The organism is Rhizobium viscosum, from assembly GCF_014873945.1.
Classification (GTDB): domain Bacteria; phylum Pseudomonadota; class Alphaproteobacteria; order Rhizobiales; family Rhizobiaceae; genus Rhizobium; species Rhizobium viscosum.
The window spans coordinates 1,533,519-1,554,519 of the sequence record NZ_JADBEC010000002.1 but is presented as its reverse complement, the minus strand read 5'-3'; the positions used below and the strand labels follow the sequence as shown (position 1 = coordinate 1,554,519).

Genomic DNA, 21,001 nt, shown 5'->3' with positions numbered 1-21,001 from the left:
GTTAGGTGCCCGCGACGTGGCTCGCGACGTGGCTCCAGTTTTGACGCCAGATGCCGGCTTCAACAATTGCATCAATTGTTCCGAGGTCATTGCGCGTGGCGGCATAATGGGCAGGGCGGCCGAAGCCGCCGCCCTGCCCAAGTCTTCGTTATGCGGCACCAGGCCGATTGATCGTCAGGAAGTGACGGACAACAGGTTTCTCGGGGCCGACATGGTGGGCCAGCACCTTGCCCTGCAGGTCGGCGTCGGCATTGGAGACCCGCTTGTGCTGGCGAAGATGTTCAGCCCAGGATTCCACCATGAACCATTCGACGATCTTCTCCGGGTTAGCCGAGTCCTCGGTGACACCCCAGCCATAGGCACCATCGCGGCGGCGTTCGTTGGAAAGATGATCGATGGCGTGCAGGAATGCGCTGCGGTGCTGCTTCTCGACCTTGTACTCGATCAGGATCAGAACCGGACCGCGGTCATTGGCAACGGGTTCCGCAACAAGCGGCTCAGGCCAGTGATTGGACGGCACCATGTCGGCATCGCCTGCAGGAAGCTTCACGCGGTGCATGATGAACCCGGCCACAAGCAGTCCGGCGGCTCCGATGAGCAAGGTCGATTGGATGCCGACGGCCTCGCCGACCGCGCCCCATCCGAGGCTCCCGGCAGTCATCGCACCATTGAAGACGGTGAGGTAGACGGCGAGGCCGCGACCGCGCACCCAGTTCGGCAGGACAGCCTGGGCCGCGCCGTTGAGCGTGGTCAGGGCGGCGATCCATGCGCCCCCGAGGAACAGAAGAACGATGATGGCAACGATCTTCGGCGGGGCGAGTGACAGGACGCCCATGACGGCAGCGGTGATCAGCGCGGCGCCGAGAAGCAGGCCGTCGGAACTCAGGCGTTCGCGCAGCTTCGGCATGACCAAGGCGCCACCAATCGCGCCTGCACCGACTGCACCGAGCAGGATGCCGTAGAAGCTGGCATCACCACCCAGCAACTGCCGGGCGACGAGCGGGAGGAGCGCCCAGACGGCGCTGGCGAAGGCGAAGAAGATCGCGGCGCGCAGGAGGACGACGTGGAGCGGTGTGCTCGAGCGGGTGTAACGAAGCCCGGCCCGGAAGGCACCGAAGAAGTTCTCCTGAAGCGCGTCGTTTGCATTCTTCGCCCGTGGCCACCAGACCAGAGCTGCAATCACCACGGCGTAGCTTGCGACATCCGCGCCGTAGGTGATCCCGGCTCCAAATGCTGCAAGAAGCAGGCCGCCCGCGGCAGGCCCGATGGAGCGGGCAATGTTGATGCCGAGCGAGTTCAGCGCCACGGCGCTCTTGACATCCTCGCGTTTGACCAGTTCGGGAACAATGGCCTGCCATGTCGGTCCCATCAGAGCAGCGCCAATGCCGCCGAGGAAGGTCAGACCGATCAGCGCGCTGACCGACAGCATGCCCGTCTGGGACAGGACCATAAGCGAGATGCTGACGGATGCCAGCAGGAGCTGGACGGCGATCAGGAACTTGCGGCGATCAAGGATGTCGGTGAGAACGCCCGCAGGAATGGCAAGCAGGAAGATCGGCAGGGTTCCGGCCGCCTGGACCATGGCGACCGCGGCCGGCGATGCCGAAAGATCCGTCATCAGCCAGGAGCTTGCGACGTCGCGCATGAAGCTTCCGGTATTGCCAAGGACGGTGGCGATCCAGAGAACCGCAAACACAGGCTGTGCGAGTGGCGCGAAGGTTCCGCCGGATGCTCTTGCCGCGCTCATTTGCCTGCTCCCTTGGCGAGGTCGAATGCGGCGACGAAGAGGAATGCGCCAGCGAGGCCAACATGTTCAAAGAAGGCGTTGGTCGCCATCATGCGGTCCATGCCGGGAGCCATCTCCCAGAAGCGGAGAGCGATGAAGGTCGCGAGAAGTGTGAAGCCAGCCAGTGCCAGGGCGCCCGCCCAACGCAGGAAGCCCGAGACCACCATGGCTGAAGCCGCGAGTTCGAACACGATGACGGCGACTGCGAAGAAGGCGGCTGGGTGGAGACCGAAGTGGTCCATTTCGGCCAGTGCGCCGTTGAAATCGAAGATCTTGGTGAGCGGGCCCTGGATGTAGGCGGCGCAGAGCGCAAGCAGCGACACGGTTCGCGTGACCGGAGAAGCGACGATGCGTGCCAGACTGCTCCGGACTGGATTCGACATATGCGATTGGTGGGTCATATCTGCTCCTGCATGTTCGCCGATCTGATCGAGCGGCTGCGTTTGATGGAGCGATATTGGCTGGTTACCGTCTTACCAACAATTGCAGCAATCGTTTCGATTTAATTGCGGTTTTTGAAATTATCCGACGGGTCGCTCGGGCGGCGGCGTGGCCGCCCGAGCGCAAAGCTGAGTTTAGACCGCCCAGCAGGAGCAGCCGAGAGCGCCGAAGAATCCCTTGAGGTCGGCGATCGGAAGCTTGGATGTCCAAGCTCCGGCATGGTCATGGCCATGCACGCCGCAATCGCTGGCACATCCGCATGTGGAGATCGCCGTGCGGCGCAATGAGCGAGCGCCTGCGCCTTCCGGTTCGCCCCAGGCCGCGTAACCGCCGAACTTGCGTACGGGAGACCAGTCGGGCATTGCAGGCGGGATGTCGTTCTCGTCGAGCGTCTTGAAGTCGCCCGCGCCATAGACGATCTTGCCGCCGACCATGGTCAGTTCCGAGGTGAGGAATGAAATCTCGTCCTCGGCGCAGGAGAAGAAGTCCTTGTCAGGCACCACGAGGTCGGCAAACTGGCCCTTCTCGATACGACCTTTCTTGCCCTCTTCGTTCGAGAACCATGTGACCTTTTCGGTCCACATGCGCAGCGCCGTCTCGCGATCGAGGCAGTTGGCTCGCGGATAGAGTTGCATTCCGCCGACAGTCTTGCCGGTGACCATCCACGACAGCGAGACCCACGGATTGTAGGAGGCGACGCGCGTCGCATCGGTGCCTGCGGAGACATTCACACCCTTGTCGAGCATGCGCTTGATCGGCGGCGTAGCCTCGGCCACGCCGTGACCGTATCGCTCGACGAAATATTCGCCCTGATAGGCCATGCGGTGCTGCGTGGCGATTCCGCCACCGAGTGCGGCGATGCGGTCGATCGAGCGATCCGAGATGGTTTCGGCATGGTCGAAGAACCAGTTCAGTCCTTCGAGCGGAATGTCCTTGTTGACCTTCTCGAACACGTCGAGGGCGCGGGAGATCGTCTCGTCATAGGTGGCATGGAGACGCCACGGCCAGCGGTTCTCGGCCAGGACGCGGACGACCTCTTCCAGTTCGCCTTCCATTTCCGGAGCCATTTCCGGACGGGGCTGGCGGAAGTCCTCGAAGTCGGCAGCCGAGAAGACCAGCATCTCGCCCGCACCGTTGTGACGGAAGTAGTCGTTGCCCTGCTTGTATTTGACCGACTGCGTCCAGTTCAGGAAATCCTGCTTCTCTTCCTTGGGCTTCTGGGTGAAGAGGTTGTACGCTAGACGAACCGTCATCTGGTTCTCGTCCGACAGCTTCTGGATGACCGCGTAGTCGTCCGGATAGTTCTGGAAGCCGCCACCCGCGTCGATCACACCGGTAACGCCAAGGCGGTTCAGTTCGCGCATGAAGTGGCGGGTCGAGTTTACTTGATAGTCCAGAGGAAGCTTCGGCCCCTTGGCGAGCGTCGAGTAGAGAATGCCTGCATTCGGCTTGGCCAGTAGCAGGCCCGTCGGGTTGCCGTTGGCGTCGCGGGTGATCTCGCCGCCCGGCGGGTTCGGCGTGTCCCGGGTGTAGCCGACCGCGCGCAGGGCCGCGCCGTTCAGGAGTGCCCGGTCGTAGAGATGCAACAGGAAGACCGGGGTATCGGGCGCGATAGCATTGATCTCCTCAATCGTCGGCAGGCGCTTTTCGGCGAACTGATGTTCAGTGAAGCCGCCGACGACGCGCACCCATTGCGGCGCGGGCGTGATCGCCACCTGGCGCTTCAGCATGTCCATGGCATCTGCTAGCGAGCGCACGCCGTCCCAGCGAAGTTCCATGTTGTAGTTCAGGCCACCACGGACGACGTGGGTGTGGTTGTCGATCAGACCCGGCAGGACGCGCTTGCCCCTGAGGTCGACAATCTTCGTGTCGGCACCAGCCAGCGCCATGATCTCGCTGTCGGATCCGACTTCGAGAAACAGGCCATCCTTGATGGCGATCGCCGTGGCGTTCGGATTGGTGCGGTCGAGGGTCGTCACGCGGCCGTTGTGGAGGATCAGGTCGGGATGCATGGTGTCTACTCCGGTCTGGTTGGGATCGGCGGCTTTCGCCGGGGAGAAGAGGTTCGAGAACGCCAGGCTCGACGCGCCCCCAAGAAAGGATCGACGAGTCGTCATCAGCTCCGCTCCTCCGCTTTCGCCTCCGCCTGATGGGCGAGGTCGATCCGATCGCCGCCCTTCGGCAGGTGGCCGAACATGTGCGGCTTGATCTGATGAAGCCATGAAACGGCTGCCGGCTCCCTGCTCCACAAGGTCTTTGCGAAGGGGATGATCTGTTCGCCGACGAGAATACCGAGAAGGCCGACCAGGGCGATGACGGGCGGAGCCGGCGAGCGGACGTTCAGGAGGCTGTAGACGATGCCCACAAGCAGACCTGCACCGAGAGAGAGAAGATAGATTTTCACGGGATGTCCTCCACGGTTAGGGAAAGGCCGCTCCGACGGGCTTATCGGAGCGGCCTGATCAGGCCGTTACTTGGCTGGGTTCGGGCCGATGCGCTTGCCGTGCTTGACGCGTTCCTCTGCGCCGTGAACCATCGTGTAGGCGTAGTCGACGCCCATGCCGTATGCGCCGGAATGCTCCTTCACCAGGGTGGTGACAGCATCGTAGGTTTCCCTGCGCGCCCAGTCGCGTTGCCACTCGAGCAGGACCTGCTGCCAGGTGACCGGGATCACGCCTGCCTGAACCATCCGGTCCATCGCGTATTTGTGTGCGTCGGAGGACGTGCCGCCGGAAGCGTCGGCAACCATGTAGATTTCGTAGTCCGGAACATCGTGGAGAGCCGAGAGCGCGAAGGTGGTGTTGCAGACTTCTGTCCACAGACCGGAGACGACGATCTTCTTGCGGCCCTCGGCGGCGTTCTTCGCCAGCGCGTCACGGACGTTCTGGTCGTCCCAGGAGTTCATCGAGGTGCGCTCGAGAATATCGTTCTCCGGGTAGACGGCAAGCAGTTCCGGAAAGGTGTTGCCCGAGAAGGATTGCGTCTCGACCGTGGTGATCGTGGTCGGGACGTTGAAGATCTTGGCAGCCTTGGCGAGGCCGACGACATTGTTCTTCAGTACCTGGCGATCGATCGACTGGACGCCGAACGCCATCTGCGGCTGCTGGTCGATGAAGATGAGCTGGCTGTTCGCGGGGGTCAGGACTTCGAGCTTGGACATGAGATTTTCCTCTTCGGTTGTTTGGACCGCGAATGCGGCGGGTTATAAACTGGGCAGGGCCTGTTGGTCGGACACCATGTCCTGGAACACGGCTCGTAAGGCCCTGAGTGGGTCGAAACCAATGCTTCCATTCACTGGTTGCCTCGGCTGCTGAAAGGAAACGTAGTGTGGTTTGCGCTTGTGCGAAATTGGAATATTAATTGCGAATGAATTGCCTTTATCGCAATAATTACTCTGGCGTTCGGTTGACCCGGGACGTCGCACGAGGCTGCGCTACGCGACCATTCGGTCCTAGATTTGCTCAGGAAAATTTCCTTCGGACAGGCGGCCCTGAGGTAGTTTGCAGTGTCACTGTTCACGCTATACGGCGTGGAGCGATTTGGCTGGATTCGCTCGAGGCGAAACAGCCCTTGGACAACAGGGGAGCGGCGTGTAAGCCGCGAAATGCTTGGCAGTCTGCTGTTGAGCATTGACGCGACTAGATGGTGACTACGCTGTACGCGCAGGGGTTCCATATCGCGATTACTTTGTCTTCTGCTTACTCTCAACAGCGTTGCCACTCCCGCGCCGTCTGTCCGACGATGGATCAAATCAGCCGGGGGAAATATCTTCAAAGGAGAGATGGGAGAAGCCCGTGAATGTGGAGGAACCATCCATGGATATGGACAAAGCCACCACTAGGGTGTGCCGGTATCATGGTCGTAGGCAGAGAATACGCCCGCAACCCAGTCTGCAAAGACCTGATACTTAACGCTCGGAAACCGGCCCGCTGGCCTTACTATGTGAACAGGATAACGTGGTGGCGCCCAATCGTTCATGATTGGGACCAGGGCGCCACGAGCGATATGGGGCCGTGCCAAGAATTCAAATGTCTGCCCGATACCCAGTCCCGCTAATATTCCATGTAAATGCGCCGTAGCATCACTGGTGGAGAGCTTGATGGGGCTGTTAAACTCGATTTTCTCATCGCCTTTAATCAGTCGAACGGGTGCAGCTTTCAGACTACGTGCATAAAAGTACTGCACGAAAGTATGATCACGCTGCAGATCCGATGGCGAAGCTGGCACGCCGTGTTCTTCGAGGTACCCCGGGGTTGCGCAGGTCACTATCTCAACGCTGCATAACTTCCTCGCAACAAGAGATGCGCTGGGCAGATCGCCGGCACGAATGACGCAGTCTATGCCCTCTTCGACGATGTCGGCCTGACGTTCTGTTACACCAAGATGCAACTCGATCTCTGGATAGAGCGCGTAAAACTCTGGCAACCGAGGGATCAAAATCGCGTTCGCGAAGGACCCTCCCACGTCAACCCGAAGTTTTCCCCTGGTGGCTAGGCGCCCACGGGTCGCCTCATTGTTCATTTCGTCGAAATCGACGATCAGGCGAATGGCGCGCTCGTAGTAAGCAACTCCCTCAGGTGTCACGGTGACTGAACGTGTCGTGCGTTCGAGCAGTTTGAGGCTCAGGCTTGCCTCGAGATCCTGAACAAGCTTACTCACGGTCGACCGCGGCGCACCCATCGTGTCTGCAGCCTTTGCAAAGGATCCGGCCTCGACGACCCGAACAAAGGCTCTGATCGCTCCCAATTGATCCATTGTCATCTCTCCATCGAATGTGTGCGAATGCCTTGGGGCTCAGTTATCGATCAGTTGCAAAGGGCATCAGGCGTAGTCGAATGTTTGAAGATCTTCGCTGCAAAAACCCTGGGCGCGGCCGGGTAGACATGCGGCGTCCAAAATTCGAAATGCCATCAGTTTGTCAGGCACCCAATGGCTCGAGATTTGCCTGGATCTGATCGCGGAAAGCTTCATATCGGCCCGGTAGCTTGAGTGCTTCCCCAAGGTGAGCCGTGTCTTCGTCGCGATTGAAGCCCGGTTCATTGGTCGCGACTTCGAACAAAATGCCGCCCGGCGTGCGGAAGTAGATCGCCCAGAAATAGTCGCGGTCGATGACTGGCGTGACCTGATAGCCGGTATCCATCAGCGCTTTGCGCACTTCGAGCTGCTTCTCGCGGTTGTCGACGGCGAATGCGATGTGGTGCACGGATCCCGCACCCTGTCGCGCGAAGGGCGTTTTCGGCAGGGATGCGAGATCGATCGTATCCGCTCCGTTGCCATTGCCATTGGGGATGATGAAGCGAGTCACCTCGCCCTCCTTCTCGGCGCGCTCGTAGCCCATGAAGCCGAGCAACTCCTCCGTTGCAGCGGTGTCGTGCAGGCTGAAGCGTGCGCCAGCGAAACCGCGGATCGCCGCATCATCTGGAATTCCATCCGCCAGCCATGGAGCACGCTTGTCGTCGGCGGACTCGATAAGCGCAAAGCTGTCGCCATCCGGACCCATGAAGCGAAGACGGTTGGCACCGAAGACAGCATCCTTTTCCAGACCGTCGACACCTTGAGCCGCGAAGCGATCCTGCCAGAACTTCAGCGAGCCCTTTGGAACCGAGAACTGCGTCTCACCGACCTCGCCTACGCCCGGACGCCCCAGCATCATGTTGGGGAACGGGAAGTAAGTCATGACCGTCCCGGCTGAACCGTTCTCGTCGCCGTAATACAGGTGATAGACGCTCGGGTCGTCGAAATTGACTGTCTGCTTGACGCGGCGCAGGCCCAGCGTGTCGGTGAAGAAGCGGTTGTTCTGCCGCGCATCCGATGCCATGGAGGTCACGTGATGCAGTCCCTTGATATCCTTGATCATATCGATGCCTTTCATCGGGCGTTGGTGCTTCATGTGTTGATATGAATTTAGACTGGTTGATCCTCGTCGATAATTGCAATATTTCTTGTGATTGAATTGCCAATTCTGAAACAATGATATGAACGACTACAAAGCCCTCCGAACCTTCCTGCTTGCCGCCGAGAAGCGGAATTTCGCCCAGGTCGCCCGCGAACTGGACATGACACCAGCAGCAGTGACACGGGCGATCGCCGCCCTTGAGGCGGAACTTGGCGTACAGCTCTTTGTGCGCACGACCCGGCAGGTGTCCCTGACGACCGACGGCGCGATCTTTGCTGCGCAGATCCAGCCAGCGGTCAAGACTCTGGAAGACGCGCGGCGCGAAGTAATGAACGCGCACAAGGCGGACGAGGGTCGGCTGCGTATCAGTGCGCCGACATGGTTCGGCAAGACGGTGCTGCCGCCTATCCTGTCCGGGTTCAAGGAACGCTATCCGAAGATGAGCTTCGAGATCTCGCTGTCCGATGGATTGGTGAACATCGTCGACGACGACTACGATCTGGCGATCCGCATCTCGTCGCAGCCTTCGGACAAGTTCACGATCTGGAGGAAGATCCGGGTGGTGCCGCGCATCCTGGTCGCCGCTCCCGGAAGCAGATTCGCCGACATGCAGCACCCGAACGAACTTAAGCCCGATGACTGCCTCGCGTACAGCGGCGAAAGCCGGCGTGAAAACTGGGTGCTGTCGGACGGTGGGTCAAGCATCACGATTTCGGCAGGTCGAGCCTTCAGCGCGAACAGCGGAGAGGTTCTGGCAGACATGGCCGCCGACGGCGCGGGTGTTGCGCTGCTTCCAGGATTCAACATCGCCGATCACATCAGTAGCGGTCGCCTTGTCCACGTCTTCAAGGGATGGGCACCGACGGACCTGTGGCTGACGCTGTTCTACCCGCCCTACCAAGCCCTCCCGCCAAGGATTGCGTCATTCTCCAAGTTCTTCGAGGAACAGGTCGCGGCAAAGATGGTCATGTTGGACTGACGCACGCAAATGCCCGTCACCATGATCTGGCACGTTTCAGGTTCGATCATGCTGTTGGCGTGCTCGAAGCCTAGCTGCGACTATTTGCTGTAGCTGCCACAGGTTTCGATCATAGATTTTGCGATCCGCCAGATCGGAAACCGTCCGATGCAGGTATTCCGCGCAAGATCCGGCAGGTCCACATGCCTGCGCGATCAACCCTGCCGCCTCTTCGAGGGGAATCTTCTCCGTGAGCGGAGATTGCCTACCGCTCGCCCAGAACGTGAGCGCCCGCCGCACACCCTTCGGTGTCTTGACCGCAACCCAACGCACCATTTCGCACACTTCGGCATACCGAATCTCTCGGGCCAGAAGAGTACGCAGATTCTCCCTCTTGGTAGTGCACGGAAGCTTGAGCACAAGACCCGAACAGCTTCCTCCTGGCCGAAGCGCGAGCATGAGACCGGGCGCGTCGGAGGTGGCCCTGAGCCGCTCAATCCTCAATGAGAACGTACGGTGCCAGCCGTAAGCGACGCCTCTTCGCTGGCGGCCACCTCGAAGCCCGGGTTCCACATCAAGGATCCGTACGCGAACACCCATATCTCCCCGTCACCAGCCTCTTCCTCAACCCTGCTGACGAGGTCGTCTAGCTGCTCGGGGGAGATCGGATTCCAATTGGGTTCCGGTCCCTCGTCTTCGACAATTCTGATGGTCGTGGCGACGAGGTCGGGGGTAAGTTCCATGGTGGCAGGTGTGGCCGCATTGGCGGTCGGTGTCTTTGGCATCGTGTGAACCGTTTCAACGAGTTTGCCGCCGGAGGCCAATAGCTTCCGGCGGTTCATGGAGTAGCTGCCGCCGAATTAGACAGTGGGACGGTTGATAATTGCCCGGAAGGTGATTTCGACGAGTTGCTCGGGGAAAGCCAGCGCCGAAACGCCGATTAGGTTGCTGGCGCACTGAGGCACATCCGTGCCGTACATCTCTTTGCGGACCTTGGATCCGGCCGCAAACGTGCTAGGAACATCAAGCACATACAGTGTCTCTTCAACAACATCGTCGAGGGTCGCACCATATCTGGCGAGCAGTGTCTGTGCGTTGACGTAGGTCTGGCGGATCTGGCTCTCCATCTGCGAGAAGTCAGTAGGCCGCTTATCCTCATCGAGTTCCGCCGGTGCGACAAGATTGCCGTTGTCATCGTGGCTCAACTGGCCCGAGACATAGATCGTGTCCTTAACCTGCACGGCCTGAACGTATCCGAAGGCGCGCTCCCAGGCGACGCCATGGTTCTCTACTTTCTTGGACGGGTTGCTGTTCGTCATGATAGGTTCCTTGCATTGAATGATGGCGCGCCGAGTAGGCACTCGTGGTTCATGGAGGCGACGGATGCGTGGGAGGCCGCACCCGCCGCCGGACCGATCAGGCCTTCACGAAGGCCAGGAGATCGGCATTTAGGACATCGGCGTTGACAGTCAGCATGCCGTGCGAGAAGCCGGGATAGGTCTTGAGCGTGCCATTCTTCAGGAGCTTGGAAGACTTCAGTGCGGAGCCTGCGATCGGCACGATCTGGTCGTCTTCGCCGTGTAGAACCAGCGTCGGCACGGTGATGGCCTTCAGGTCTTCCGTCTGGTCGGTTTCGGAGAAGGCCTTGATGCCGTCGTAATGGGCCTTCGCGCCGCCCATCATGCCCTGTCGCCACCAATTCTGGATCACGCCTTCCTGGACTGTGACACCATCACGGTTGAAGCCGTAGAATGGACCGGCCGGAACATCGCGGAAGAACTGCGCGCGGTTGGCGGCGAGTGCGGAGCGGAAACCGTCGAAGACTTCCATCGGCAGGCCTTCCGGGTTGCTGTCTGTCTTCAGCATCAGCGGCGGGACGGCGGAGACGAGAACAGCTTTGGCAACGCGGTCGGATGGCTGACCGTGCTTGGCCACATAACGGGCAACCTCGCCGCCACCCGTCGAGTGGCCGATATGGACGGCGTTCCTCAGGTCAAGCGCTTCGACGACGGCGAAAGCGTCAGCAGCGTAATGGTCCATGTCGTGACCGTCGGCGACCTGGGCAGAGCGGCCATGACCACGGCGATCATGGGCGACGACGCGATAACCCTTGGAGAGGAAGAACAGCATCTGGGCATCCCAGTCATCCGACGACAGCGGCCAACCGTGGTGGAAGACGATCGGCTGAGCGTCCTTCGGACCCCAGTCCTTGTAGAAGATCTCAACGCCGTCCTTGGTGGTTACATATGCCATTGTCCTGTTTCCTTTTTGGTTGATGGCGGGAGCAGCCGTGGCTGCGAAGCTGAGAGTGGGCGAAATTGCCATGGTCGCTGCGGCGGCGCCTGCGGAGAGCAGTACGCCCCTGCGTGCCATGGAAGAAAGGTTCTGAGTCATCTCGCGTCCTGCGATTTCGTCATTGAGAACGTTAGGCGAACCTGAGTTCGTCTGACGGATGGATAATGCCGTCAGCTCCCACTCCTCACAATTGCAGGAATAGTTTCTATTTTATTGTTCATTCCGCAACAATTGACAGCCAGGTCGAACGCCTTCTGCATAGGCGGTCTTGTATTGGACGTTGAGCTTGCGGCTTAGGTGAAGTGCGGCCATGCCTTTGGCAGCCGTGATTTCCTCCCAGATCGCCATGATGATCTTCTTGAACGACAGCTTGCGGTTGGCAAACACGGTCCCGGATGTCACGGAGAACTCGGCGCGGCACTCCGGCTCCGAGCATCGGAAGCGGCGACGCCGGACGTTGTACGATGAAGTTCTCAGCGCGATTTCGTTGGCAGCAACGGGCTGCAGCGGCAGCCGAGTAGACGACTCTCCTAAAAAGCGGTCCGGGCTGAAGTTCCCGGACCAGTCATCACGGTGAAGCGACAATCTGGACGACGTCTTGCTTATGCCTGGCCCCATCTGAGGCCCCAGTCGCCGAGATGAACGTCCGAGATGACCTCGTGACCCATCTCGACCAGGATCCGCCGCAGGCTTTCACCGATGACGAACGCTCGGAGGTGGCCGACATGCAGAGCCTTGGCGACGTTCGGCCCGCCGAAGTCGATGACCGTTCTCAGCGGCGGCTCCTGCTCGACGCCGGGTGCCGGATCAGCCTGACCCAAGGCGTCGTCAGCCTTGGGAAGCGGGCCAGCCGTTCGAAGGTTCATCGACGACGTCGCGGGGATCGTCAGTCGGATCCGGGTCGCGGTCGTACGCGGCTCTCAGGGCGTCGAGTTCCTTCTGAAGGCGTTATAGACGTCGACCTGTTTTGCGCCATTAACTACGAAATCTTCGAGTTTAAGCCGCAAGTCGTCGCGCCAATTGGTGGTCAATGCCTCTCCTCCTGCTGAAGACGAACGCCCCTGCAAAGAAGGGCCCAGGTCGGGCAATGGACAGAAGCACGCACGCTTGGCAAAGGCGCCCTCGTCGGGTTCGGGATCGGGAAGCGGTTCCTCGCCGGGTGCGCGGTCGGGATCGCGCGGAGGCGTGTCGACGGGCGGCGGTGATGGCGGCGGCACAATGGGCTCGTTTGGCACAGACATGGGGGCTCCTCCTCGCTGCGAGAACGTGGGAAATCACCCGGAGTTCCGTTGACGCTCGGCCCCTTCGACACCATCTGCTGCGCATGCCCAAGACGAAGACGAAAAAGAAGGAAAGCGACGATCCCGAACTGATCAGGGAGTGGTCGCTTCCAGTCGCTGCGACCCTCGGATCCGGTGTCAGAGTGAAGGGAATCCTGCAGGAAATCCGCTCCCGACTACCAGCTCCGGTCCGGAAATCACTGGATATGCAGGCAGGCGGGCTCATCCTTGTAATGCCAGAGAGTTCGAAGACAGCATTCAGAGCAACGGCATCGGCCGTTTCCAGCGCCCTGGATGGCATCGCAAGCCTTCCAGTCATTCCTCGTGAGATCGAGGATATCCTGACAATCACGGCAGCAGAGCGGAAGCGCTGGCTTGAAGACGGTCGCCTACCCAGCGCCGGAACGCGCACGATGAGGCTACAAGGGCGCGCAAGGAAGATCACCTTTCACGTATTCGACCCCCGAGTTGTCGAGGATCTGCTCGATCGCGGCGCCGTGGACGAATGGCGGGAGGAAGACGCGACGGCGAAAGCGGAAAATCGCAGACGGGCCGCGTATCAGGCAAAGTTGACGCGTTCGCTGAAGAAGCAGACGAAAACCAAGAAAGTCGAGAAAAGTGCTGACGAGGTGGCGAGCGGTCTCAGCGGTTGGGAAGAATTCGGGAGTGACGGCCTGTTGCGATAAGTCGCTGGCGCTGAGTCTTCACTGGCCAAGGCGCCTTTTGGCGGCATGTTGCTTCTTCACGCAATCCCAAGGCACTCATTCCGATCGAACGCGTCTGCCAGAATGCCGGTTGTGAAACGGCCGCCTTCCGCATGAACTGAGCGCCACAAAACGCAAGAAACACCTATTCATCGCCAAGAATGGCTCCGGCGGTCGGCGCTCATTCCTGCCAAATTTCCTTCGATCCAATGAGGGGCGAATGGAGGATTTGCGATGAGACGCCTTGCTCTTTCGATGATCGGTGCGGCCCTGAGCGCGAGCGCCTTTGCCGCCGATATCAAGACGCGGCAGGTTTCCTTCGAGAATGAGGGAACGACACTCGCCGGCACGCTCTATCTGCCGGCCGATTTCCAGCCAGCAGAGAAGCGCCCCGGCGTGCTGGTCACCGGTGCCTGGACATCGATCAAGGAGCAGATGTCAGGCCTCTATGCCCGCGAAATGGCCGAGCGCGGCTTCGTGGCGCTCGCCTTCGATTTCCGCGGTTGGGGGCAATCGGGCGGCGATATCCGCTTCAAGGAAGATCCGGCCGCCAAGACCGAGGATATTTCGGCGGCCGCCGGCTATCTGGCCAGCCTGCCCGAAATCGATGCGTCCAGGATCGCCGGTCTCGGCATCTGTGCGTCGGCTGGTTATATGGTGGCAGCCGCGACCGGGAACGCCCATTTCCGGAGCGTCTCGCTGATCGCCCCCTGGCTGCACAATGGCGAAATTGTCGAGCAGGTCTATGGCGGCAAAGAGGGCGTCGAAAGGCTGATCGCGCGGTCACGCCGGGCCGAAGAGGCCGAACGGAACGGTGCGCCTCAGGTCATCACGGCGGCCAGCATGACCGACGAGACTGCGCTCATGTACCAGATCCCCTATTACACCGAAACCGGCCGCGGGCTGATCCGCGAATATGACAATCGGTTCAACCTCGCCTCCTGGGAGCCGTGGCTGACCTATGATTCCGTCGTGCTCGGCAGCCGCCTCGACAAGCCGCTGCTGATCGTCCATTCGGAGGCGGCAGCCGTGCCGCAGGGCGCCCATGCCTTCTTCTCGGCTCTGACGGGTGACGCCACAGAGCTCTGGCTCGACAATGTCAGCCAGTTCGATTTCTACGACAATCCGGAGGATGTCTCGCGCGCTGCCGATGCCGCGGCTCAGCATTTCCGACGCATCAACAAGCCCTGACCGAACCATCCCCGCGCCTGCCTTCAAGGAGAGATCGATGAAATACCTGACCCTGATGACGGCGATCTGCGCCCCCTTTGCCTGCTCCGATATCGCAGGCGCCGAGCCGATCGGCATCGACGACCGCATGGCCATCATCGATACGATCACCGATATCGCCGCCGGCGCCGACCGGCACCAGTGGAGCCGTGTGCGCGGCGCTTTCGCCGATCAGGTGATGCTCGATTATACCGGCCTCTGGGGCGGGCAAGCGACAAGCCAGAGTGCCGATGAGGTCGTTGCCCAATGGTCCGGCTTCCTGCCCGGTTTCGACCGGACGCTGCACCTCGTCGCCAACCACACGATCGTCGAGGCCGGCGATAGAGCTGCGACAGCCGAGGCCGATTTCCAGGCTGTTCATCGCATCGATGCCGATAGCTGGACGCTGATGGGCCACTATCGTTACGAGCTCGCCAAACGCGACGGCGTCTGGAAGGTCACGCGGCTGGTAATGACGCCGACGCATGAGACCGGCGACCGCGGCCTGGTGAACCGTGCCGCGGAGCGTGCCAAGGCTTCCCGCTGAGCAATCCCTCTCCACCTAAGGAGATCGACATGCGCATTTCACAGGTTCTCACCATTTTACTCGCGCTCTTTTCCGCAAGCGCGTCCATGGCTGCCAGCCCCGACGAGAACAAGCGGGTAATCGCCGACTACTACGCCGCCTATGCCAGCGGCGAGATGAACCGTGTTGCCAGCTTCTTCGCCGATGATATCGAATGGCACATTCCCGGCCATCATCCGCTTGCCGGCACCAAGCGCGGCAGGGGCGAAGTTGCCGCCTTCTTCCGGGAACTCGGAAAGTCGGGCTTCCGCGCCGAACTCATCACGCTGACGGCCGATGAGAACTGGGTGATCGACATACATCGTGGCTGGTCCAACCGCGAAAGCGGGGCCAATGTCGATACGGTCTGGGTGCTTGCCTTCCGCATTGAGGACGGCAGGATCCGGGAAGCTCGCAACTTCGCCTTCGACCAGGCCGCCGCCGACAGCTTCTTCTGGCAGGCCTATCCGCTGAAGCCGCTGCCGGAGAGGCTGGCGGAGTGAGACCGGCGCGGGAGGGCAGGTTTATCCGCAGCGTGGCCACGGGTCATGTCGGGCTGCAGTTCGGTCGGCCGCGGCGCCCGGCCCTTCCCCGATAAAAAAAAGAACTTGTCCGGCAAAGTGCTGAAGGAACCATTTTATCCGCCGTGATTTAAACAGCATGATCAGATCCATGCTCGTTTGCGGCTTCATATCGCTTTCAATCTACGGTGTCGGGAATGCCCAGCCCCTTGCGGCTCAAAGCATCAATGACGCATCGATCGATGCCATCTCCTCAGCCCCTCCGAGTGAAAGATCAACGACGCCGGATCCAGCGATCATTCATCTGCAGGTTCTGCTGGATCGCGCCGGCGCGTCGCCCGGAGTGATCGACGGTTTCTACGGTGAAAACGTCGTCAAAGCGATCGCCGGCTTCGAAATCATGCAACGCCTTCCGATCGACGGAAAACCCGACCCGCAGATGCTCTCCCGACTCCAGGACGATCGGAAGGTTATCGGTCCCTATGTCATTGTGCAGGATGATGCCGCAGATCTCGTCGAGAACATTCCGAAGGATTACGCAAAGCAGGCAAGGATGACACATCTCGGCTATACAAGCGTCGCCGAGCGGCTGTCCGAGCGCTTCCATATGGACATCGACCTGCTGAAAGCATTGAACCCCGGCGCCCAATTCGCCGCGGGCGAAACGATTTCCGTTGCGGTCATTGGTGCGCCAAGGATGGGGAAGGTCAAGCGTATCGAGGTCCGCAGGAAAGGCGGCGAGGTGCTGGCCTTTGCTGACGACGGATCTGCTCTCGCGGTCTACCCGGCGACGATCGGCAGCGACGACAACCCTTCGCCTGTAGGCCGGCACAAGGTAAACGGTGTCGCTCGTGATCCCAAATACACGTATAATCCGAAGGTAAATTTTCAGCAGGGCCATAACAGGAAGCTCCTGAAACTGCCGAGCGGACCCAACAACCCGGTCGGGACTGTCTGGATAGACCTCTCCGAGCCGACCTATGGCATCCACGGATCGCCGGAGCCCTCATTGATCGACAAGGCTGGTTCGCACGGCTGTGTGCGGCTGACCAACTGGGATGTCGAGGAACTTGCCGGCATGGTAAAGCCCGGCGTCATCGTCGACTTCGCCGACTAGAGCGGAGCAGCAGCTCAACGGCGGCGATGATCGCGGGTCATGCCTTGAAGCGCAGGATTTCCGCTGCGAGCGACAGCCATAAGCGCCGCCTCTCCGCCGCCGTCGCGGGCGAGCAGCGACATGCCGTTCTGCAGCGTGGCGAAGAAGACGGCAGCGGCCTCGCAGTCGAAAGTGTCGATCAGTTCGCCTTCGCTGACGGCCCGCTCGAACCTTTTCATAAGCTGGCTAATATTCTCGGCGCGGCGCTGCCTGAGATCCTCGCCGATCGCTTCGATTTCGCTGGCCGCCGGATTGGAACCGAGCACGATCATGCAGCCGGGCGGCTGATCCGGGCGGCTATAGGCGCGGGCAGTATTGAAGAGAAAACCTTCGATCGCCTCGGCAATCGTCCCCCCCTCGTTAAGTGCGTTCCAGATCTCGTTATTGACCGTCGCCTGATAGAGATCAAGCGCCTCGGTAAAGAGCGCCTCCTTGGAGCCGAAGGCGGCATAGAGGCTTGGAGGCGCGATGCCCATGGCCTGGGTCAGATCGCTCATCGACGTTTCCTCAAAACCCTTTTGCCAAAAGAGATGCATTGCGCGCGAAAGCGCCTGCTGCCGGTCGAAGCTTCTCGGACGCCCACGTTCGCTCATCTCAGGTTTCCCTTGCACGGCCGGGATTTAAATTCTGTATCGTTCAATACATAAATCGCTTGACGGGATGAATCAATCGCAGCATGAATTCTGTATCACTCATTACAGAAAGGAATATCATGTCTGTTCTCTATGGAAAGGTTGCGCTCGTCACCGGCGGAAGCCGCGGCATCGGCGCTGCAATCGCCAAGCGGCTGGCCGCCGATGGCGCCAAAGTCGCGCTGACCTATGTGAATGGGGCGGAAGCGGCCGCCAATGTCGTCAAGGCGATCGAGGCTGCCGGCGGAACGGCGCTCGCCCTCAGGGCCGATGCGTCCGACGCTGCCGATATCGAGGCTGCCGTTGCCAGGACAGCAGAAACCTTCGGCGGCATCGATATCCTCGTCAACAATGCCGGGATTTTCCACGCCGCTCCGATCGAGACGCTGTCGCCTGGCGATTTCGATAGAACCTTCTCGATCAATGTCCGCTCGGCCTTCGTGGCGTCGAAGGCAGCGCTGACAGTCATGCCGGACGGCGGGCGCATCATTTCGATCGGCAGCAATCTCGCCGTGCGTGCCACCTCCCCCGGGCTCAGCCTCTATACGGCGAGCAAAGCGGCGATTGCCGGCCTGTCGCAGGCGCTCGCCCGAGAGCTCGGTCCGCGCGGCATCACCGTCAATGCCGTGCATCCCGGCTCGACGGATACGGACATGAATCCGGCAGACGGGCCGCATGCGCGCGAACAGAAGGGCCTCATGTCCAATCCGGCCGCCTTTGCCGATCCCGGCGAGATCGCCGATGTCGTTTCCTATCTCGCCTCGCCGGCCGCGCGCTCGGTCACCGGTGCGGCCTGGACGGTCGACAATGGGGCGAATGCCTGAAACTGAGAAGGAAGAAGTCCGGTAAAAACCGGGCTTTGATCATGCGGCCGTATTGGCCTCGGCGGCGCTCAGCGCAAGATCTGTCACCTCGCCGGTCGAGGCATAGCCGGAGACGAGTTCGGCAAGCATCAGGCGGGCGGCTGGAATATCGTTGCGGTCGAGGGCGGCATCGAGAACCTTCAGGCGCTTGGAAAGCTCCGGCCAGAAGAGGAAATCCTCGCGTGCCTTCATGATGCGCGGATGCTGCGTCGTCTCGGGATTATCGCCGATCAGCAGTTCCTCATAGAGCTTTTCGCCGGGGCGCAGACCCGTGACCGAAAGCTCGATATCGCCTTCGGGATTGTCGTCACTGCGAACCGTCAGGCCCGAAAGATCGATCATCCGGCGGGCCAGATCGGCAATGCGCACCGGCTCGCCCATGTCGAGCAGGAGGACATCGCCGCCATCGGCCATGGCGCCTGCCTGGATGACGAGCTGGGAGGCCTCCGAGATCGTCATGAAGTAGCGGGTGATATCAGGGTGGGTTAGCGTCACCGGGCCGCCATCCCTGATCTGCTGGCGAAATAGCGGCACGACGGAACCGGAGGAACCCAGCACATTGCCGAAGCGGACCATGGAGAAATTGGTGTGCGTGCCGGCCAGCTTTTCAGCCGATAGCGCCTGCAGCACCATTTCGGCCAGACGCTTGCTGGCGCCCATGACATTGGTCGGGCGGACCGCCTTGTCGGTGCTGATCAATACGAAATTGGAGACACCGTATTTTTCGGCCGCCTGTGCGGTGATCAGCGTGCCCATGACATTGTTCTTGATGCCTTCCACGGCATTCTGCTCGACGAGCGGCACATGCTTGTAGGCGGCGGCATGATAGAGCGTCTGCGGCCGCCAGCTCATGATGATATGTTCCATGCGGTCGCGGTCGCGCACCGAACAGAGGATCGGCACTATCTGGACATTCTGCTGCTCGTACAGTTCCGAAAGCTTCTGCAGCTCCCCGTGGATCGCGTAGAGCGCATATTCGTTCTGATCAACGAGGATCAGTTGCGTCGGGCCGCAGCGCAGGATCTGGCGGCAGAGTTCGCTGCCGATCGAGCCGCCGGCGCCCGTCACCATCACCACCTTGCCAAGTGTGGCCTTATCGAGAAGCTCCTGGCGCGGCGCCACGGCCTCGCGTCCGAGCAGATCTTCGATTTCGAGTTCGCGGATATCGGAAACGGCGATGCGACCCTGTGCAAGGGCGGTCAGATCCGGCAGCGTACGCACATTCACCCGCGCCTTGCGGATCTGTTCAAGGATCTCATTACGGCGCTGGCGTGTTGCCGAGGGTAGAGCGAGAAGCACGTTGTGGACGTTCAGCGTCTGGACGAGCCCGGTCAGGTCGGAGGGATCATAGATCGGCAGGCCGCCCATAATGCCGCCCTTGAGCTTCGGATCGTCATCGAGATAACCGACGACGTTGAGCTCGGCACTGTTGGTTAGCGCGGCGGCAAGTTGCCGGCCGGAACTGCCGGCGCCATAGATCAGTACCTTTGCCATTGCACCCTGGTGCAGGATGCGCTGATAGGTATCGCCGAGCCAATAGCGGATGCCGAGGCGCGAGAGGCCGATTGCGATCAACAGAAGCAACGGCTGCAGAATGCCGACCGTGCGCGGAATGCCGGGGACGCTGAGCGCGGTGAAGATCGTAGCGAAGGCAACGCCATAGATCGCGATCGCCTTCAGCACAGCCAGGAAAGCGGCAATGCCGGCATAACGAAAGATTGCCCGGTACATGCCCATGACAATGAAGATCGGCAGCGCCAGGCACAGCGCCACGAGAACGGCGAGCCACTGCACCCCCGTCAGGATCGTCCACTCGTTCAGGCGGAAACAATAGGCAAGCCAGATGGTCAGAACACAGAGGCTGGAATCGACGATAAGTGCAAGAATGCGCTTGGCCGGACGCGGCATCGCCAATAGCGGGCCGACCAGTGCCTGCATCGACATCCAGGACCGGCTGGTCTTTGATCCGTCATTTGAGGGATCATCATGCATGTTTATACTGCCCACCCATCATTCCAGCCTGACTTCTTCTTGTCCTTTTCGATCTCATGTGCAACCAAAATAATCGGTAGTCGCGCACGCAATCTGTTCATAACCTTAGGTCGTAACCTCAATGTGTTATGCCCTTGCTGCCCAATACTTTGCCGACAGTCATTACCAAGATGCGCATATCCATGAAGAAGGAGCGACGCTGCAGATAATCAACGTCGAACGTCACCTTTTCAGAAATCGGCAGTTCGTCGCGCCCGTTGACCTGTGCCCAGCCCGTCAGCCCCGGCAGCAAGGCGTCGACACCTTCGGCCGTGCGCAGCGCGATCAAGTCGTCCTGGTTATAAAGCGCCGGCCGCGGGCCGACGAAGCTCATCTCGCCCTTCAGGATACACCAGAGCTGCGGCAGTTCATCGAGGCTCGACTTGCGCAGGAATCCGCCGATCGGCGTCAGGTAGCGGGAGGGATCATCGAGCAGATGCGTGGCGACTGTCGGCGTGTCGATCCGCATGCTGCGGAATTTCGGCATCCGGAAGATCTCGTTGCGGCGCCCCACCCGGTTCGACCAGTAAAGCGCAGGCCCCGGAGAGGTCAGGCGCACGCAGAGCGCCACGACCCCGATCGGAATGATCAGGATCAATGATGCCACCAGAGCCAGGAAAAGATCCACTGCCCGCTTCAAGCCCGTCCTCGCTCTTCTTATACT

Annotated in this window: 22 protein-coding genes and 1 pseudogene; 7 read left to right on the top strand and 16 right to left on the bottom strand. The window is 60.5% G+C overall.

The features are described from left to right. Positions 1-148: 148 nt before the first annotated feature. From H4W29_RS27985 to H4W29_RS27955, 7 genes are all read right to left on the bottom strand, one after another. Positions 149-1,747, bottom strand: a complete 1,599-nt coding sequence (locus H4W29_RS27985) for an MFS transporter (protein ID WP_192732052.1) — start codon at positions 1,745-1,747, stop codon at positions 149-151. Continuing rightward, positions 1,744-2,187, bottom strand: a complete 444-nt coding sequence (locus tag H4W29_RS27980; RefSeq protein WP_192732051.1) for a DoxX family protein — start codon at positions 2,185-2,187, stop codon at positions 1,744-1,746. The genes H4W29_RS27985 and H4W29_RS27980 overlap by 4 nt, the downstream gene beginning before the upstream one ends. Positions 2,188-2,361: 174 nt before the next feature. Continuing rightward, positions 2,362-4,344: an amidohydrolase gene (locus tag H4W29_RS27975; RefSeq protein WP_192732050.1), complete on the bottom strand. Its 1,983-nt coding sequence runs from the start codon at positions 4,342-4,344 to the stop codon at positions 2,362-2,364. Then, on the bottom strand, positions 4,344-4,631 hold the full coding sequence (locus H4W29_RS27970; protein WP_064811094.1) for a XapX domain-containing protein: 288 nt from the start codon (positions 4,629-4,631) through the stop codon (positions 4,344-4,346). Before H4W29_RS27970 ends, H4W29_RS27975 begins: the two co-directional genes overlap by 1 nt. A gap of 66 nt (positions 4,632-4,697) precedes the next feature. Continuing rightward, positions 4,698-5,387 (bottom strand): hydrolase, encoded by a 690-nt coding sequence (locus H4W29_RS27965; protein WP_037118424.1) that lies wholly within the window; start codon positions 5,385-5,387, stop codon positions 4,698-4,700. A gap of 677 nt (positions 5,388-6,064) precedes the next feature. After that, entirely contained in the window at positions 6,065-6,982 is a 918-nt protein-coding gene (locus H4W29_RS27960) for a LysR family transcriptional regulator (protein WP_192732049.1), read from the bottom strand. Between the two features lie 163 nt (positions 6,983-7,145). Then, positions 7,146-8,084: a VOC family protein gene (locus H4W29_RS27955; RefSeq protein WP_192732832.1), complete on the bottom strand. Its 939-nt coding sequence runs from the start codon at positions 8,082-8,084 to the stop codon at positions 7,146-7,148. A gap of 118 nt (positions 8,085-8,202) precedes the next feature. Between H4W29_RS27955 and H4W29_RS27950 the strand changes: the two genes are divergently transcribed. Next, positions 8,203-9,102, top strand: coding sequence for a LysR family transcriptional regulator (locus H4W29_RS27950; RefSeq protein WP_192732048.1), 900 nt, complete (start codon positions 8,203-8,205; stop codon positions 9,100-9,102). 36 nt (positions 9,103-9,138) lie between these two features. Here H4W29_RS27950 and H4W29_RS27945 read toward each other — a convergent pair. The 6 genes and pseudogenes from H4W29_RS27945 to H4W29_RS34855 form a co-directional block, all read right to left on the bottom strand. Continuing rightward, a pseudogene (locus tag H4W29_RS27945) lies at positions 9,139-9,866 on the bottom strand (gamma-glutamylcyclotransferase). Between the two features lie 75 nt (positions 9,867-9,941). After that, the gene (locus H4W29_RS27940) at positions 9,942-10,400 is read right to left on the bottom strand and encodes a RidA family protein (protein ID WP_192732047.1); all 459 of its coding nucleotides are present in this window, start codon (positions 10,398-10,400) and stop codon (positions 9,942-9,944) included. Positions 10,401-10,497: 97 nt separating this feature from the next. Next, positions 10,498-11,334, bottom strand: coding sequence for an alpha/beta fold hydrolase (locus tag H4W29_RS27935; RefSeq protein WP_376776592.1), 837 nt, complete (start codon positions 11,332-11,334; stop codon positions 10,498-10,500). Positions 11,335-11,586: 252 nt separating this feature from the next. Then, positions 11,587-11,961 (bottom strand): hypothetical protein, encoded by a 375-nt coding sequence (locus H4W29_RS27930; RefSeq protein ID WP_192732045.1) that lies wholly within the window; start codon positions 11,959-11,961, stop codon positions 11,587-11,589. A 17-nt stretch (positions 11,962-11,978) separates the two neighbouring features. Continuing rightward, positions 11,979-12,242, bottom strand: coding sequence for an arginine--tRNA ligase domain-containing protein (argS, locus tag H4W29_RS27925; RefSeq protein ID WP_192732044.1), 264 nt, complete (start codon positions 12,240-12,242; stop codon positions 11,979-11,981). A 54-nt stretch (positions 12,243-12,296) separates the two neighbouring features. Beyond that, positions 12,297-12,617 (bottom strand): hypothetical protein, encoded by a 321-nt coding sequence (locus H4W29_RS34855; protein ID WP_376776591.1) that lies wholly within the window; start codon positions 12,615-12,617, stop codon positions 12,297-12,299. Between the two features lie 83 nt (positions 12,618-12,700). Between H4W29_RS34855 and H4W29_RS27915 the strand changes: the two genes are divergently transcribed. The 5 genes from H4W29_RS27915 (at position 12,701) to H4W29_RS27895 (ending at position 16,772) form a co-directional block, all read left to right on the top strand. Then, positions 12,701-13,342, top strand: a complete 642-nt coding sequence (locus tag H4W29_RS27915) for a hypothetical protein (RefSeq protein ID WP_192732831.1) — start codon at positions 12,701-12,703, stop codon at positions 13,340-13,342. Between the two features lie 252 nt (positions 13,343-13,594). Further along, on the top strand, positions 13,595-14,551 hold the full coding sequence (locus tag H4W29_RS27910; RefSeq protein WP_192732043.1) for an alpha/beta hydrolase: 957 nt from the start codon (positions 13,595-13,597) through the stop codon (positions 14,549-14,551). Positions 14,552-14,588: 37 nt separating this feature from the next. Then, positions 14,589-15,116 carry a nuclear transport factor 2 family protein gene (locus H4W29_RS27905; protein WP_192732042.1) on the top strand — a complete coding sequence of 176 codons (528 nt, stop codon included), beginning with the start codon at positions 14,589-14,591 and terminating at the stop codon, positions 15,114-15,116. 29 nt (positions 15,117-15,145) lie between these two features. Next, positions 15,146-15,637 carry a nuclear transport factor 2 family protein gene (locus H4W29_RS27900; RefSeq protein WP_246517487.1) on the top strand — a complete coding sequence of 164 codons (492 nt, stop codon included), beginning with the start codon at positions 15,146-15,148 and terminating at the stop codon, positions 15,635-15,637. Between the two features lie 157 nt (positions 15,638-15,794). Continuing rightward, positions 15,795-16,772 (top strand): L,D-transpeptidase family protein, encoded by a 978-nt coding sequence (locus tag H4W29_RS27895; protein ID WP_192732041.1) that lies wholly within the window; start codon positions 15,795-15,797, stop codon positions 16,770-16,772. 14 nt (positions 16,773-16,786) lie between these two features. Here the strand turns inward: H4W29_RS27895 and H4W29_RS27890 are convergent, their stop codons facing one another. Further along, complete coding sequence (locus H4W29_RS27890; protein ID WP_192732040.1) at positions 16,787-17,404, bottom strand: TetR family transcriptional regulator; 618 nt, start codon at positions 17,402-17,404, stop codon at positions 16,787-16,789. 119 nt (positions 17,405-17,523) lie between these two features. On the opposite strand from H4W29_RS27890, the gene H4W29_RS27885 reads away from it, so the two are divergent. After that, positions 17,524-18,267: an SDR family NAD(P)-dependent oxidoreductase gene (locus tag H4W29_RS27885; RefSeq protein WP_192732039.1), complete on the top strand. Its 744-nt coding sequence runs from the start codon at positions 17,524-17,526 to the stop codon at positions 18,265-18,267. Between the two features lie 39 nt (positions 18,268-18,306). Here the strand turns inward: H4W29_RS27885 and H4W29_RS27880 are convergent, their stop codons facing one another. Beyond that, positions 18,307-20,298: a polysaccharide biosynthesis protein gene (locus H4W29_RS27880; protein ID WP_246517485.1), complete on the bottom strand. Its 1,992-nt coding sequence runs from the start codon at positions 20,296-20,298 to the stop codon at positions 18,307-18,309. Between the two features lie 118 nt (positions 20,299-20,416). After that, the gene (locus H4W29_RS27875; RefSeq protein ID WP_210332380.1) at positions 20,417-20,977 is read right to left on the bottom strand and encodes a sugar transferase; all 561 of its coding nucleotides are present in this window, start codon (positions 20,975-20,977) and stop codon (positions 20,417-20,419) included. Positions 20,978-21,001 lie beyond the last annotated feature (24 nt).